Here is a 14,270-nt window from a genome sequence, read left to right on the forward strand (position 1 = left end):
CGAGCAAGCCCGCTCCCACATGGGTTCCGTGCACTGATCCGGCAGATAACGGATATGTAATTCCCCCGCCACCGTCACGAAAGGTGCGCCTTGTTACTTTGATCCCGTCAGTTACTTAAACGAGGAATCAACCATGAAATTCGCCCAACTCAGCACCTTCGCAACCGCCCTGATGCTGTCGTCACTGGCCATGGCCGAAGGCGGTGGTGACCGCACCTTCGACCGCATGATGACCGCCAATGATCGCGCGGTGGAGCTGTTCGTGGCCAAGGAACAGGCCCGCGACCCGGTCGTGGTCAACGAGAAGAAAGACGACAAGACCAAAGACCTGTAAGCCCGGCGCACTGGAACAAGCCCGTTGTCGTGTGCCGATGCCGGGCTTTTTTACGGAGGAGTAAACATGCAGTTGATCAAATGGATGACCTTCGCCGGCGTCATGGCGATGTCGGTAAATGCACTGGGTGAAGGCGGCGGCGATCGCACTTTCGAACGTGCTTTCAGCGCCAACGCCAAAGCCATGGAGCAATACGCCGCCGAGCGCGGCAAAGCGGCGCCGGTGGTCAAGGAATACGAATACGGCATGAAGCTCGACGTGGTGAAAATCGTCAGCGTGGTGAAGCCGCAGCCGGCTTGCTCGGTGGTGCCGACGGCCATGACTTACGAAGACTCGCAAGGGCAGCTCAATACGCTCAAGTACAGCGTGGCAGGCGTGTGCCGCAACAGCGGTGGCTGATGAGCCAGACGTTTTGTATTTCAAACCCGGGTCGCAATGCGCTGCTGAGGATTGCGCAGGTGGTCATGCTTGGCGAATTGGCGGTGAGCAAGGCACTGGATAACGTCGAAGCCAGCGCATAACCCTGTGGGAGCGGGCTTGCTCGCGAAAGCGGTGTGTCATTCAGCACTGATGTTGACTGACATGGCCCCTTCGCGAGCAAGCCCGCTCCCACAGTTTTCTGCGGCGTGATTTCGGAAAGGCATAAAAAAGGCGCCCCGAAGGGCGCCAAAAAATTCACCTCTGACCAAAGGAGCAAGGAGCTTCTAAAGGTGAATGGTATTGCTCGGGGAAACTCAGAGAATCGCCAGCGGGTATTCGACGATCACCCGCACTTCATCCAGGTCCGACTCGAACGCCGTGGCACGGGTGGTGGCCTGGCGCAAACGCAGTGACAGGTCTTTCATCGAACCGCTCTGCACCACGTATTTGACTTCGATGTCGCGCTCCCAGCGCTTCTGGTCGGTAAGCGGATTGCCTTCGGCATCGCGGCGCATGTACACGGCGTTGGCGTCGGAATAGTCGGCGTCGGTGCCACGTGCGTAACGGGTCATGAACGACAGACCGGGTACGCCGTAGGTGCTCATGTCGAGGTCATAACGCACCATCCACGAACGCTCCTTCGGCGAGTTGAAGTCGCTGTACTGGATCGAGTTGTCGAGGAAGATCGAGTCGGACTGGCGCAGGTAATCGAAGTCGTCGTTGCCGTTGTTGCGCTGGTGGGAGAGGGCGACGGAGTGCGCGCCGAGTTTCACGCCGACGCGGCCGCTCCAGATGTTGTTGTCGAATTCGCCGAGCAGTTGTTTGCCTTCGTCGACTGCCTTGTAATAGTTCAAGCCGCCGAACAGCGACAGGTCATCCGACAGTGGGTAGGTCCATGCGGTGCCGGCGTAATACTGGTTCCAGGCATCCTTGAGGCGACTGGAATACAGGCTGAGACTAAGGTTCTTGTTCAGCACATAATCACCACCGCCATAAGCGATCCACGGCGAGTTGACCGGGCCTGCGTAGAACGTGGCGAAATTTTCGCGCATGTCGCTGGACACCGGTTGGCTCATCGCATGCAAACGACCGCCCTGCACCGACAGACCTTCAATGCTGGTGTTGCTCGCCGTCACCCCGCGAAAGCTTTCCGGCAGCAAGCGCGAGTCACCCGCCGCGACCACCGGATTGGCCGGGAACACATCGCCAACCTTGACCACCGTATCGAACGCCCGAATTTTCGCAGCGCCACCGACCTTGGTGTATTCGTCCCGTGCTTCGCCGTCGCTGTTGACCGGCAACACATCGAACGAACTGCGCCCGCCGTCGCGCCCGTCTCCGGTATCGAGCTTCAGACCGATCATCGCAAACGCATCGACTCCAACCCCGACGGTGCCTTGGGTGAAACCGGATTCGAACTTGCTGATCACGGCATGCGCCCAGGCTTCGGAGTAACCGTTGCCGGTGGGGCTGGACTGGCCGTTGCGATGATCACGATTGAAGTAGAAGTTGCGATTGAGCACCGTCAGGCTGCTGCCCTCGACAAAGCCCTCAGGCTTGTCTTCTGCAAACACCATGGACGGCCCGGTGCCGACCACCACCGCTAAAGCGGCCATCGACATTTTTGTATTGTTAACCATCAAACACTCCTTGGGTTCGGCAGAACGGGAACGTGCGTCGGCGTGGTTTTATTGTTCGACGGGCAAAGGCCCGCCGGCATTGGTCGCCGGGTCACATCGTTGCAAGCTGCGGATAACGCCAAGGTGATGGGGGAATTACAATTTCGTCATGTGGCTGGAATGAAAACCCTCTATCAGGTCAGGGCTGCGAGTTGTTCGATTGTCTGTGGAAAACGCTCGACCAGACGGATCAGGGTTGTGGCCTGAGCATTGGGCGTTGCTCGTCCTTGCTCCCAGTTTTCGAGCGTTCGCGTGTTGGTGCGTAGATACATCGCGAATACTGACCGAGAGAGATTAAGTTGCTGACGGATGGCTACCACTTCCTCAGCAGTGATCGGCATCAGTTTTGGCAGCTGAACCTTGTGGGTACGCAAGGTGATTTTGCCTTGGCGTTCATCGGCCAGTGCTTCCAGTCCATCCATCAGTTCGGAAAAAATGTCACGTTTCATAGTGGCTTCTCGCGTTGAGTTCTCTATCCAGTGTTTTTCTGAAAAGTTTTTTCTGGGCAGGCGTCAAATCGTCCTGCTCGTTTTTGTTGTAGACGGTAAAGAGCCAGAACTGATCGAAGCCTGACCACCAGTAATAAATCACTCGTAATCCGCTGCGCTTGCCTTTCCCTCTTCGTTGGTCGCTAAAGCGAATTTTACGAAGCCCGCCTGTGTCCTCGATGAGATCGCCCGCTTCCGGATTTTTCAGCAACTCCAATTGAAAGCTGCGAAACAGATCGTCATCCAGATAGTCGTCTCGGTGCTTCTGAAATACAGGTAATTCGATAAATAGAGCATCCATGTTCTGTACGTTACCTACGTATAGTGTTGTCTCGATAATCGAATCGGTCAAGGCTTCCTGGCCTTGCTTTTCGTCCCTTTTTCAACGGTAGACGCCAGTCGTAAAAACACCTGTAGGACGAATCGACGAGTGTGGTGAGAACGTTCGATTGAGTAGAGAGGAGGCTTAGCAATTGACGTGTCGGAACAATCCGCAGCACTATCGCCCCATGACTGTCCAACTTCGAATGAACATGATGTGCTTCTCCATGACCGCTTCCGGCGGGCCATGAGGTCATACGTGTTTGTCATTTGACGTGTTACCCAAAGCCCCGCCAGCAATGGACGGGGCTTTTTCATGCCCCGTCCGCACATACCTCATGGAGAGAGAAATGTTCGACATCAGAAGAGCGACCCCGGACGATGCGCAGATCGCATTCGACATTCGGCGACTGGCCATCCGGCACCAATGCATCGGTGCCTACAGCCAGCAGCAAATGCTCGATTGGACCAAAGGAGCGGCCGAAGACGGCTACGACACGCTGATGGAGAGACATTTCTATCTGGGCTGCATCGAGGGTGAAGCCGTAGCGACCGGCATGCTCGATCTGGATTACCGTGAAATCGGCGCGATCTTCATTCGCCCGGATTTCATGCAGCGTGGGCTGGGCAAGCGTGTTCTGTACTTTCTCGAAGATTTGGCGCGGGATCTCGGGCTGACCGAGGTGTGTCTGGACGCAACGTTGAACGCTGCCGATTTTTACCGGCGCTGCGGTTACGTCGGGGAGGAGAGCGCGGTTTATCAATCACCTTCGGGTCTGCAACTGGCGTGTGTACCGATGGTGAAGAAACTGTGATGCCATTGTGGCGAGGGAGCAAGCTCCCTCGCCACAGGTTATTTGTTGCTACATAGAATCCTTAAAACAAAAACGGCACCCGAAGGTGCCGTTTCCGTTTCCAGCCAGCCGAATATCAGCCCGCCAGACCCGCCTGCTGAACCAGAGTCAGCAATGGCTGCGGGTACACACCGAGGAAGAACGCGACCACGGCGATGGCCAGCAGCATTACGCCGCCTGCCTTCTGTTCCCAGTGCAGCTGGGCGTCGTGGCGGCGCAGGTTCGGTTCGATCAGGTACAGGGTGACCATCACACGCAGGTAGTAGAACACGCCGATGGCGCTGCCCAGTACCAGCGAACCGACCAGCCACCATTGATGCGACTCGACACCGGTGGCGATGATGTAGAACTTGCCGATGAAGCCGGCAGTCAGCGGGATACCGGCCAGCGACAGCATCATCACGGTCAGTACCGCGGTCAGGTACGGACGGCGCCAGAACAGGCCGCGGTACTCGTACAGCGCGTCGGCGTCACGGCCATTGTACGGCGAGGACATCAGGGTGATCACGCCGAAGGCGCCAAGGCTGGTGATCACGTAGGTGACCAGATACACGCCGATGGCTTCCACCGCCAGACCCTTGCTCGCCACCAGGGCAATCAGCAGGTAGCCGAAGTGCGCAATGGACGAGTAACCGAGCAGACGCTTGAGGTTGCTCTGGGTCAGAGCCAGCAGGTTACCGAACAGGATCGAGGCGACGGCGATCACGCTCAGTACGTCGCTCAGCACGCCACTGCTCGCGGCAGGGGAGATCTGGAACAGACGCACCATCACCGCAAACACGGCAACCTTCGACGCCGTGGCGAGGAACGCGGCGACCGGCGCCGGAGCACCTTCGTACACGTCCGGGGTCCACAGGTGGAACGGTACCAGCGACAGCTTGAACGCCAGACCGATCAGCATCATGCCCAGACCCAATTGAGCCAGCGAGCTCGGCAGGTTGGTGGTAGCCAGGGCCTGACCGATACCGACGAAGCTCAGGGTGCCGGCGTCAGCGTAGAGCAGGGCCATACCGAACAACAGGAACGCGGAACCGGCGGCCGACAGCACCATGTACTTGATGCCGGCTTCCAGCGAACGCTTGTTGAAGAAGGCATAAGCCACCAGACCGTAGACCGGCACCGACAGCAGTTCCAGACCGATGAACAAACCGGCCAGGTGCTGCGCGCTGACCAGAACCAGACCCCCGGCGGCGGCCATCAGGATCAGCAGGTACAGTTCTTCACGGTTGCCCGGGTAACCCGAACCGCCATCGCCGAGGTAGGCGTGGGCGAGGGTTACACAGGCGAGGGTGGCGACCAGGATCAGCGCCATGTACAGGCAGGCGAAGGTGTCGACTTGCAGCAACGGGGTCACGGCCAGAGGCGCGACTTTCAGGGCTGGCAGGATCGACAGCAGGGCCAGGTTCAGACCGGCGACCGAGATCAGGAAGGTCTGCGAGTGGTTGCGGCGCCAGGCGATTGCCAGCATCACCACGATAATGGTGAGGCTGGTGATCAACAGTGGCGCTAGCGCAATAAAGTGTTGAATCGTGAATTCCATAGCGCTCTTACCGGGCCGAAGCGAGTTGAGTGAAGGCGGTGCCGAGCCACTGCTGCACGCCATGCATCGTGGCGGCGGAAGTGTCGAGGAACGGTTGCGGGTAGACGCCGAGGTAAATCAGCAGCGCCGCAAGGCCCAGCACCATGGTCAGTTCGCGACCGTCCATGCCGTGCAGGATCGAATCCGATTTCGACGGACCGAAGTAGGCACGGTGGATCATGATCAGCGAGTAGACCGAACCGAACACCAGACCGGAGGTGGCAATCGCGGTGATCCATGGCGCACTGGCGAACGTACCGATTAGGATCAGGAACTCGCCGACGAAGTTACCGGTACCCGGCAGACCCAGCGAAGCGGCGGCGAAGAACAGGCTGATCGCCGGCAGGTAAGCGATACGCGACCACAGACCGCCCATCTCACGCATGTCACGGGTGTGCAGACGCTCGTACAGCTGACCGCTGAGGATAAACAGGGCCGCGGCCGACAGACCGTGCGCCAGCATCTGGATCACTGCACCTTGCAGCGCCAGTTGGCTGCCGGAGTAGATGCCGATCAGCACGAAGCCCATGTGGGAAACGGACGAGAAGGCGATCAGACGCTTGATGTCGGTTTGCGCGAACGCGAGGAACGCGCCGTAGAAGATCCCGATCAGACCGAGGGTCATGGCGATCGGCGCGAACTCGGCCGAAGCATTCGGGAACAGCGGCAGGGCGAAACGCAGCAGACCGTAGGCCGCGGTTTTCAGCAGGATACCGGCGAGGTCGACGGAACCGGCAGTCGGCGCCTGGGCGTGCGCATCAGGCAGCCACGAGTGGAACGGTACGACTGGCAGCTTGACCGCGAAGGCGATGAAGAAGCCGAGCATCAGGATGTACTCGGTGGTCATCGACATCTTGGTCTTCAACAGGTCGGCGTAGTTGAAGGTAATCACGCCAGTGTTGTTGAAGTTGACCAGCACCAGACCGAGGATCGCCACCAGCATGATCAGGCCGGAAGCCTGAGTGAAGATGAAGAACTTGGTCGCTGCGTAGATCCGGGTTTTCTTGCCGTCCGAAGAACTGTGACCCCAGAGCGCGATGAGGAAGTACATCGGCACCAGCATCATTTCCCAGAAGAAGAAGAACATGAACAGGTCGAGGGCGAGGAACACGCCGACAACGCCGCCCAGGATCCACATCAGGTTCAGGTGGAAGAAGCCAACGTGACGTTGAATCTCTTTCCACGAGCAGAGTACCGAGAGGATACCCAGCAGGCCGGTCAGCAGGATCATCAACAGCGACAGGCCGTCGAGGGCCAGATGCACGTTGATGCCGAAGCGCTGGATCCAGACGTGCTTGAACTCAAGCGCCCAGGTCGGATCGGCGCCAGGCGCCGGCGCAAATGAATAGTCACCGTGGGCCCACAGCCAGAGGCCGAGGGCGAGTTCCAGGGTCATGGTCAACAGCGCAATCCAGCGGGGGAGGGTAGCGCCGAAGCGCTCACCCATCCAGCACAGCAGGCCGCCGATGAAGGGGATCAGGATTAGCCAAGGCAGAATCATGACGGGCTCGTTTCCTTTCGCAAATTCGCAAGGTTCATATCAGACCGCTACCAGCACGATGGCGCCGATTACCAGCACGGCACCAGCAGCCATCGAGGCGGCATACCAACGCAGTTGACCGGTCTCGGTGCGGCTCAGGGCGGTGTGACCACCCTTGGCCATACGCGGGATCAGACCGATGGTCTGGTCGAGCGGGTCTCTGCGCAGTACATGGCTGATCGCAAGGTACGGCTTGACGAACAGTTTGTCGTAGATCCAGTCGAAGCCCCAGGCAGCGAACCACCAGGCCGAAAGGAAACGGCCGATGCCGCTGTTGGCGATTGCCGTCACGAAGCGACGCTTGCCGAGGAACAGCAGGGCCGCCAGCAGGATACCGGCCAGAGCGATGGCGCCCGAGGCGATTTCCAGACTGTGCTTGGCTTCACCACCGGCATGGCCAACGCTCTCAGGCAGTACGCCGTGCAGCGGTGGCACGATCATGGCGCCGACGAAGGTCGACAGCACGATCAGTACCGACAGAGGCAGCCAGTGCGAGATGCCGTGACCGGCGTGGGCTTCGGTCTTGGCTTCACCGTGGAACGTGATGAAGATCAGGCGGAAGGTGTACAGCGAAGTCATGAACGCGCCGACCAGACCTGCGTAGAGCAGACCGTGGTTGCCGCTGGCGAACGCTTCCCACAGGATTTCGTCCTTGGAGTAGAAACCGGCGGTAACCAGAGGCAGGGCGGCCAGTGCAGCACCACCGACGATGAAGCTGGCGTAAGCCAGTGGCAGTTTCTTCCACAGGCCGCCCATCTTGAAGATGTTCTGCTCGTGGTGGCAGGCAACGATCACCGCACCGGAAGCAAGGAACAGCAGGGCCTTGAAGAAGGCGTGGGTCATCAGGTGGAAAATCGCGCCATCCCAGGCACCAACGCCCAGTGCCAGGAACATGTAGCCGATCTGGCTCATGGTCGAGTAAGCGAGGATACGTTTGATGTCGGTCTGCACCAGTGCGGCGAAACCGGCCAGTACCAGAGTCACACCACCAACGATGCCGACCAGGTGCAGGATTTCCGGCGCCAGGGTGAAAAGACCGTGGGTACGGGCGATCAGGTAGACACCAGCGGTCACCATGGTCGCGGCGTGGATCAGTGCCGACACCGGGGTCGGGCCAGCCATCGCGTCCGCGAGCCAGGTTTGCAGTGGCAGTTGCGCCGATTTACCGACCGCACCACCCAGCAGCATCAGGGTCGCCAGGGTGATCCAGAAGTCGCCGACCTGGAATTTCTGCGGTGCCAGCACCAGCAGTTCCTGGATGTTCAGCGTGCCCACTTGCTGGAACAGGATGAACAGGCCGATGGCCATGAACACGTCGCCGATCCGGGTCACGATGAAGGCCTTGAGTGCGGCGTTACCGTTGTTGCGGTTGCTGTAGTAGAAACCGATCAACAGGTACGAGCACAGGCCCACGCCTTCCCAGCCGAAGTACAGGAACAACAGGTTATCGCCGAGTACCAGGAACAGCATGCTGGCGATAAACAGGTTGGTGTACGAGAAGAAGCGCGAGTAACCCGCTTCGCCGCGCATGTACCAGGACGCGAACAGGTGGATCAGGAAACCCACGCCCACCACCACGCCGAGCATGGTGATCGACAGGCCATCGATGTAGAGGGCGAAGTCAGGCTTGAAGCCTTCGACCGCCATCCACTTCCACAGCACCAGGGTGTAGTGACCGCCCTCGGGAGGCGCGACGTTGAATTGCCAGATGACGTAGGCGGCGACAATCGCCGACAAGCCAATGGAACCCACGCCGATCAGCGCCGAGAGGTTTTCCGACCAGCGTCCACGGGAGAACGACAGCAGCAGGAAACCGATCAGAGGGAATACAAAAGTCAGAAAGATTAGGTTCATCCGCGCATCTCACTGGCAGCGTCGATATCGAGCGTGTGGAAGCGGCGATACAGTTGCAGCAGGATCGCCAGGCCAATACTGGCCTCGGCGGCTGCAAGGCTGATCACCAGGATGAACATGATCTGTCCATCCGGTTGCGCCCAGCGGGCGCCCGCAACGATGAAGGCCAGGGCAGAGGCGTTCATCATCACTTCCAGACTCATCAACACGAACAAAATGTTGCGGCGGACCATCAGGCCGACCAGACCAAGGCAGAACAGGATGCCGGCAACGGCCAGACCATGTTCGAGAGGGATAGCAGGCATGTCTTACTCCTTCGCCTCGTTACGGCCCAAATGGAACGCCGTGACGGCTGCGGCGAGCAGCAGCATCGAGGCGAGTTCGACCACCAGCAGATACGGACCGAACAGGCTGACGCCCACGGCTTTTGCATCGACGGTGGTGTGGCCGATGGCCTGACCGCTCTGGTGAGCGAACAGCACATACAGCAGTTCGGCCAGCAGCAGGGCGGCGAGAATCACCGGCCCTGCCCAGATGCCGGGCTTGAGCCAGGTGCGTTCCTGCTGAACCGAGGCGGGACCCAGGTTCAGCATCATCACCACGAACACGAACAGCACCATGATGGCGCCGGCGTAGGCGATCACTTCCAGCACGCCGGCGAACGGCGCGCCGAGGGCGAAGAAGGTCATGGCCACGGCGATCAACGAGATGATCAGGTAGAGCAGGGCGTGCACAGGGTTGGTGTTGGTGACCACACGTAGCGTGGACACAACCGCGATACCCGATGCGAAATAGAAAGCGAATTCCATCGTTCTTCCTTAAGGCAGCAAGCTCTTCACGTTGATCGGTTCGGCTTCGTTCTGCGCAGAGCCTTTCGGCTTGCCAGCGATTGCCATACCTGCAACACGATAGAAGTTGTAATCAGGGTTTTTGCCGGGGCCGGAGATCAAAAGATCTTCTTTCTCGTACACCAGGTCCTGACGTTTGAACTCGGCCATCTCGAAATCCGGAGTCAGCTGGATTGCGGTGGTCGGACAGGCTTCCTCGCAGAGACCGCAGAAAATGCAGCGCGAGAAGTTGATACGGAAGAAGTCCGGGTACCAGCGACCGTCTTCGGTTTCAGCTTTCTGCAGCGAGATGCAACCTACCGGGCAAGCCACGGCGCACAGGTTGCAGGCTACGCAACGCTCTTCACCATCGGGGTCACGGGTCAGGACGATGCGACCACGGTAGCGTGGCGGCAGGTAGACCGGCTCTTCCGGGTATTGCAGGGTGTCGCGCTTGCGAAAGCCATGGCCGAAGACCATGACCAGGCTGCGCAACTGGGTACCGGTACCCTTAACGATGTCGCCAATATATTTGAACATGGGTCAAATCCTCACTGAACCGCAACCGCAGGTGTGTTCCACAACACAACCGCAGCGGTTATCAGCAAATTGATCAGGGTCAGTGGCAGGCAGAATTTCCAGCTGAAATCCATCACCTGGTCATAACGCGGACGCGGGATGGAAGCGCGCAGCAGGATGAACAGCATGATGAAGAACGCGGTCTTCAGTGCGAACCAGACGAAGGACAGTTGCGGCAGGATGCCGAACGGACCGTGCCAGCCACCGAAGAACAGGGTGACCAGCAGCGCCGAGATCAGGATGATGCCGATGTATTCACCGACGAAGAACATGCCCCATTTCATACCGGCGTATTCAATGTGGTAACCGTCGGCCAGTTCCTGTTCCGCTTCCGGCTGGTCGAACGGGTGACGGTGAGTCACGGCGACGCCTGCGATGAAGAAGGTACAGAAGCCGAAGAACTGCGGAATGATGAACCACAGGTTCTGCGCCTGGTACTCGACGATGTCGCGCATGTTGAACGAGCCGACCTGCACCACGATGCCCATCAGGGCCAGGCCCATGAACACTTCGTAGGACACGGTCTGCGCCGAGGCACGCAAGCTGCCGAGCAGGGCGAACTTGTTGTTGCTCGACCAGCCGGCGAACAGCACCGCGTAGACCGACAGACCAGCCATGGCGAAGAAGAACAGCAGGCCGATGTTCAGATCCGCGACGCCCCAGGTCGGGGTGATCGGGATGATCGCGAACGCGATCAGCAGGGCGGACATGGCCACCACCGGTGCCAGGGTGAAGATCACCTTGTCGGCAAACGGCGGGGTCCAGTCTTCCTTGAAGAACATCTTCAGCATGTCGGCGGCGATCTGGAACATGCCGAACGGGCCAACGCGGTTCGGACCGTAACGGTCCTGCCACCAGCCCAGCAGGCGACGTTCGACAAAGCTGAGCAACGCGCCCGCGACCACAACGGCCAGCAGAATCACGATGGCTTTGATGACCGTCAGGATCACATCGATCACTTCAGGGGTGAACCAGGTCATTGCGCTGCCTCCTGCAGACCGTCGACGGACAGGCCGGCGAATGCCGGTGGAATGCCGGCGATGCCCGCAGGCAAGGCCACCAGACCAGCGCCCAGTTCTTCATTGATGCGCAGCGGCAGACGCAGGGTCTGGCCGGCCACATTCAGGCTCAGCAGAGCACCGTCGTTGACGCCCAGGCGATCCGCTTCGGATTTGGCCAGCGCCACGTACGGAGCCGGGATGCGTTCCTGTACCGGTGCGGCTTTCGACGAGTTTTCGTCGCTGCCGAACAGGTGGTAGAACGGCACGGCCTGCCAGGTGCCCGGCGCCGGGTTGAATGCGCGCGGAGCAGCAGCGAACCAGTTCAGCGAATCACCGGAGCTTTCGATCAGGCGGGTGCCCGGGTCGCCAGCACGCAGGTGACCACCGACTTCGTCCTGGAACTTGTTCCAGGCTTGCGGCGAGTTCCAGCCCGGCGACCAGGCGAACGGCACTTGCTGACGCGGTTCGGCCGAGCCCGAGTAACCTTCCATGGAGAAGGCGAACGCGGTGTCTTTGTCTTGCGGGGTGCGCGGTTCGTGAACGCTGATGTCGGCGCGCATCGCGGTGCGACCGGAATAACGCAGCGGCTCACGCGCCAGTTTCAGACCCTTGATGCGGAACGCGGCAGACGGCGCGGCGTCGACGATACGCGCCAGTTGCTCGGTGCTCGAAGCCACGGCAGCGGTGACGTGGTCGAGTTGCGTCCAGTCGATCGGCTGGTTCAGCAGGGTCGAGCGCAGGGCGTGCAGCCAGCGCCAGCCTTCGTGAACCAGGATGCTCGCATCCATGTATTGCGGATCGAAAACCTGGAAGAAGCGCTGGGCGCGGCCTTCCTGGCTGACCAAAGTACCGTCGCCTTCAGCGAAACTCGCCGCTGGCAGAACCAGTTGCGCGCGGTCAGTGGTGGCGGTCTTCTGGTGGTCGGCAACGATCACTACTTTCGCAGCGTTCAGCGCGGCATCGACCTTGGCTTTCGAGGTGCGGGTGTACAGATCGTTTTCCAGCACGACGATGGCGTCGGCCTTGCCGTCGATCACGGCTTGCAGCGCCGCGTCGACCGATTCGCCACCGAGCATGGCCAGGCCAAGGCTGTTGGCTTCCGGCACGATCAGGCTGATCGAACCGTTCTTCTCGCGCAGCTTCAGGGCCTTGGCGATGTTCGCAGCGGCTTCGATCAAGGCTTTGGAACCCAGCGAAGTACCGGCGATGATCAGCGGACGTTTGGCCGCGAGCAGGGCGTCAGCGATACGCTGAGCCAGTTCCAGTGCTTCGGCGTCCAGACCTTCAACGGCCGGTGCGCTGGCATCCAGCGCGTGAGCCACGGCGAAACCGATGCGCGCCAGATCATCCGGAGCGGCGTGAACGCATTCTTCGGCGATGTCGTCGAGCTTGGTTTCCGCCAGGCTGGCGATGAACAGCGGGTTCAGTTCGTGCTGACCGATGTTCTTCACCGCGGCGTCGAGCCACGGCTGAACACGCATGGCTTCGGCCATGTCTTCAGCTTTGCCCTTGACCGACTGACGCAGGGACAAAGCCATACGCGCAGCAGTCTGGGTCAGGTCTTCACCGAGGACGAACACGGCGTCGTGGTCTTCGATGTCGCGCATGTTCGGCACGGGCAGCGGGCTGTCTTTGAGCACTTGCAGAACCAGACGGATGCGCTCCAGTTCGGAGGCCTCGATACCGGAGTAGAAGTGCTCGGCGCCGACCAGTTCACGCAACGCGTAGTTGCTTTCGAGGCTGGCACGCGGCGAACCGATACCGACGATGTTGCGACCGCGCAGCAGATCGGCCGCCTTGTCCAGCGCCTGATCCAGGCCCAGCTTGGTGCCGTCGGCCAGCATTGGCTGACGTGGACGGTCGGTGCGGTTGACGTAGCCATAACCGAAACGGCCACGGTCGCACAGGAAGTACTGGTTCACCGAACCGTTGAAACGGTTTTCGATGCGACGCAGTTCGCCGTAACGCTCGCCCGGGGAGATGTTGCAACCGCTGGAGCAGCCATGGCAGATGCTCGGCGAGAACTGCATGTCCCACTTGCGGTTGTAGCGCTCGGAGTGAGTCTTGTCGGTGAACACACCGGTCGGGCAGACCTCGGTGAGGTTGCCGGAGAACTCGCTTTCGAGGGTGCCGTCTTCAACGCGACCGAAGTACACGTTGTCGTGGGCGCCGAACACACCGAGGTCGGTGCCGCCGGCGTAGTCCTTGTAGAAACGCACGCAGCGATAGCAGGCGATGCAGCGGTTCATTTCGTGGGAAATGAACGGGCCCAGTTGCTGGTTCTGGTGGGTGCGTTTGGTGAAGCGATAACGGCGCTCGTTGTGGCCGGTCATCACCGTCATGTCTTGCAGGTGGCAGTGACCGCCTTCTTCGCACACAGGGCAGTCGTGCGGGTGGTTGGTCATCAGCCATTCGACAACACTGGCGCGGAACGCCTTGGATTCTTCATCGTCGATGGAGATCCAGGTGTTGTCGGTGGCAGGGGTCATGCAGGACATGACGATGCGACCACGGGTGTCGTTCTCGTCGGTGTACTGCTTGACCGCGCACTGGCGGCAGGCCCCGACGCTACCAAGCGCGGGGTGCCAGCAGAAATAAGGGATGTCGAGGCCCAGCGACAGACATGCCTGTAACAGGTTGTCTGCCCCGTCGACTTCGAGCGCTTTGCCGTCTACGTGGATAGTGGCCATGGTTCAAAGGTCTTCGTTGGCCCGGTGTCAGCGGGCGTGGCTAATGGAATCTTGTTATCCGTCCGAATCCAGTCAGCCCCGAAAGGCGTCATCGGACGAAAGGC

At 59.9% G+C, this 14,270-nt stretch carries 15 protein-coding genes; 4 read left to right on the forward strand and 11 right to left on the reverse strand.

Annotated features, from left to right (window positions below):
* Positions 1 to 133: 133 nt before the first annotated feature.
* From CRO59_RS13610 to CRO59_RS28985, 3 genes are all read left to right on the forward strand, one after another.
* Positions 134 to 334 (forward strand): co-regulatory protein PtrA N-terminal domain-containing protein, encoded by a 201-nt coding sequence (locus CRO59_RS13610; protein WP_097088129.1) that lies wholly within the window; start codon positions 134 to 136, stop codon positions 332 to 334.
* A 66-nt stretch (positions 335 to 400) separates the two neighbouring features.
* A complete protein-coding gene (locus CRO59_RS13615) occupies positions 401 to 733 on the forward strand; it encodes a DUF2790 domain-containing protein (RefSeq protein WP_097088127.1) in 333 nt (110 codons plus the stop codon).
* Entirely contained in the window at positions 733 to 855 is a 123-nt protein-coding gene (locus CRO59_RS28985) for a hypothetical protein (protein WP_256214519.1), read from the forward strand. The genes CRO59_RS13615 and CRO59_RS28985 overlap by 1 nt, the downstream gene beginning before the upstream one ends.
* Positions 856 to 1,068: 213 nt before the next feature.
* On the opposite strand, the gene CRO59_RS13625 is transcribed toward CRO59_RS28985, so the two are convergent.
* The 3 genes from CRO59_RS13625 to CRO59_RS13635 form a co-directional block, all read right to left on the reverse strand.
* A complete protein-coding gene (locus tag CRO59_RS13625) occupies positions 1,069 to 2,394 on the reverse strand; it encodes an OprD family porin (protein ID WP_097088126.1) in 1,326 nt (441 codons plus the stop codon).
* A gap of 173 nt (positions 2,395 to 2,567) precedes the next feature.
* A complete protein-coding gene (locus CRO59_RS13630; RefSeq protein WP_007964870.1) occupies positions 2,568 to 2,882 on the reverse strand; it encodes a DNA-binding transcriptional regulator in 315 nt (104 codons plus the stop codon).
* Complete coding sequence (locus CRO59_RS13635; RefSeq protein ID WP_007964869.1) at positions 2,872 to 3,222, reverse strand: toxin; 351 nt, start codon at positions 3,220 to 3,222, stop codon at positions 2,872 to 2,874. The genes CRO59_RS13630 and CRO59_RS13635 overlap by 11 nt, the downstream gene beginning before the upstream one ends.
* Before the next feature lie 370 nt (positions 3,223 to 3,592).
* On the opposite strand from CRO59_RS13635, the gene CRO59_RS13640 reads away from it, so the two are divergent.
* Entirely contained in the window at positions 3,593 to 4,057 is a 465-nt protein-coding gene (locus tag CRO59_RS13640) for a GNAT family N-acetyltransferase (RefSeq protein WP_097088124.1), read from the forward strand.
* Positions 4,058 to 4,172: 115 nt separating this feature from the next.
* Here the strand turns inward: CRO59_RS13640 and nuoN are convergent, their stop codons facing one another.
* The 8 genes from nuoN to nuoG are packed head-to-tail and all read right to left on the reverse strand — an operon-like array spanning position 4,173 to position 14,166.
* Positions 4,173 to 5,636: an NADH-quinone oxidoreductase subunit NuoN gene (gene nuoN, locus CRO59_RS13645; protein WP_097088123.1), complete on the reverse strand. Its 1,464-nt coding sequence runs from the start codon at positions 5,634 to 5,636 to the stop codon at positions 4,173 to 4,175.
* A gap of 7 nt (positions 5,637 to 5,643) precedes the next feature.
* Positions 5,644 to 7,176: an NADH-quinone oxidoreductase subunit M gene (nuoM, locus tag CRO59_RS13650; RefSeq protein WP_027614661.1), complete on the reverse strand. Its 1,533-nt coding sequence runs from the start codon at positions 7,174 to 7,176 to the stop codon at positions 5,644 to 5,646.
* A 39-nt stretch (positions 7,177 to 7,215) separates the two neighbouring features.
* Positions 7,216 to 9,069, reverse strand: coding sequence for an NADH-quinone oxidoreductase subunit L (gene nuoL, locus CRO59_RS13655; protein WP_007964862.1), 1,854 nt, complete (start codon positions 9,067 to 9,069; stop codon positions 7,216 to 7,218).
* Complete coding sequence (nuoK, locus tag CRO59_RS13660; RefSeq protein ID WP_003180046.1) at positions 9,066 to 9,374, reverse strand: NADH-quinone oxidoreductase subunit NuoK; 309 nt, start codon at positions 9,372 to 9,374, stop codon at positions 9,066 to 9,068. Before nuoK ends, nuoL begins: the two co-directional genes overlap by 4 nt.
* A gap of 3 nt (positions 9,375 to 9,377) precedes the next feature.
* Positions 9,378 to 9,878 (reverse strand): NADH-quinone oxidoreductase subunit J, encoded by a 501-nt coding sequence (gene nuoJ, locus CRO59_RS13665; RefSeq protein ID WP_003223793.1) that lies wholly within the window; start codon positions 9,876 to 9,878, stop codon positions 9,378 to 9,380.
* A gap of 9 nt (positions 9,879 to 9,887) precedes the next feature.
* Positions 9,888 to 10,436 (reverse strand): NADH-quinone oxidoreductase subunit NuoI, encoded by a 549-nt coding sequence (nuoI, locus tag CRO59_RS13670; protein WP_003223795.1) that lies wholly within the window; start codon positions 10,434 to 10,436, stop codon positions 9,888 to 9,890.
* A gap of 11 nt (positions 10,437 to 10,447) precedes the next feature.
* Positions 10,448 to 11,455 (reverse strand): NADH-quinone oxidoreductase subunit NuoH, encoded by a 1,008-nt coding sequence (gene nuoH, locus CRO59_RS13675; RefSeq protein WP_007964859.1) that lies wholly within the window; start codon positions 11,453 to 11,455, stop codon positions 10,448 to 10,450.
* The gene (gene nuoG / locus CRO59_RS13680) at positions 11,452 to 14,166 is read right to left on the reverse strand and encodes an NADH-quinone oxidoreductase subunit NuoG (RefSeq protein WP_097088121.1); all 2,715 of its coding nucleotides are present in this window, start codon (positions 14,164 to 14,166) and stop codon (positions 11,452 to 11,454) included. The genes nuoH and nuoG overlap by 4 nt, the downstream gene beginning before the upstream one ends.
* Positions 14,167 to 14,270 lie beyond the last annotated feature (104 nt).

Origin of the sequence: Pseudomonas sp. LAMO17WK12:I5, from assembly GCF_900215165.1 — a bacterium.
GTDB lineage: Bacteria > Pseudomonadota > Gammaproteobacteria > Pseudomonadales > Pseudomonadaceae > Aquipseudomonas > Aquipseudomonas putida_A.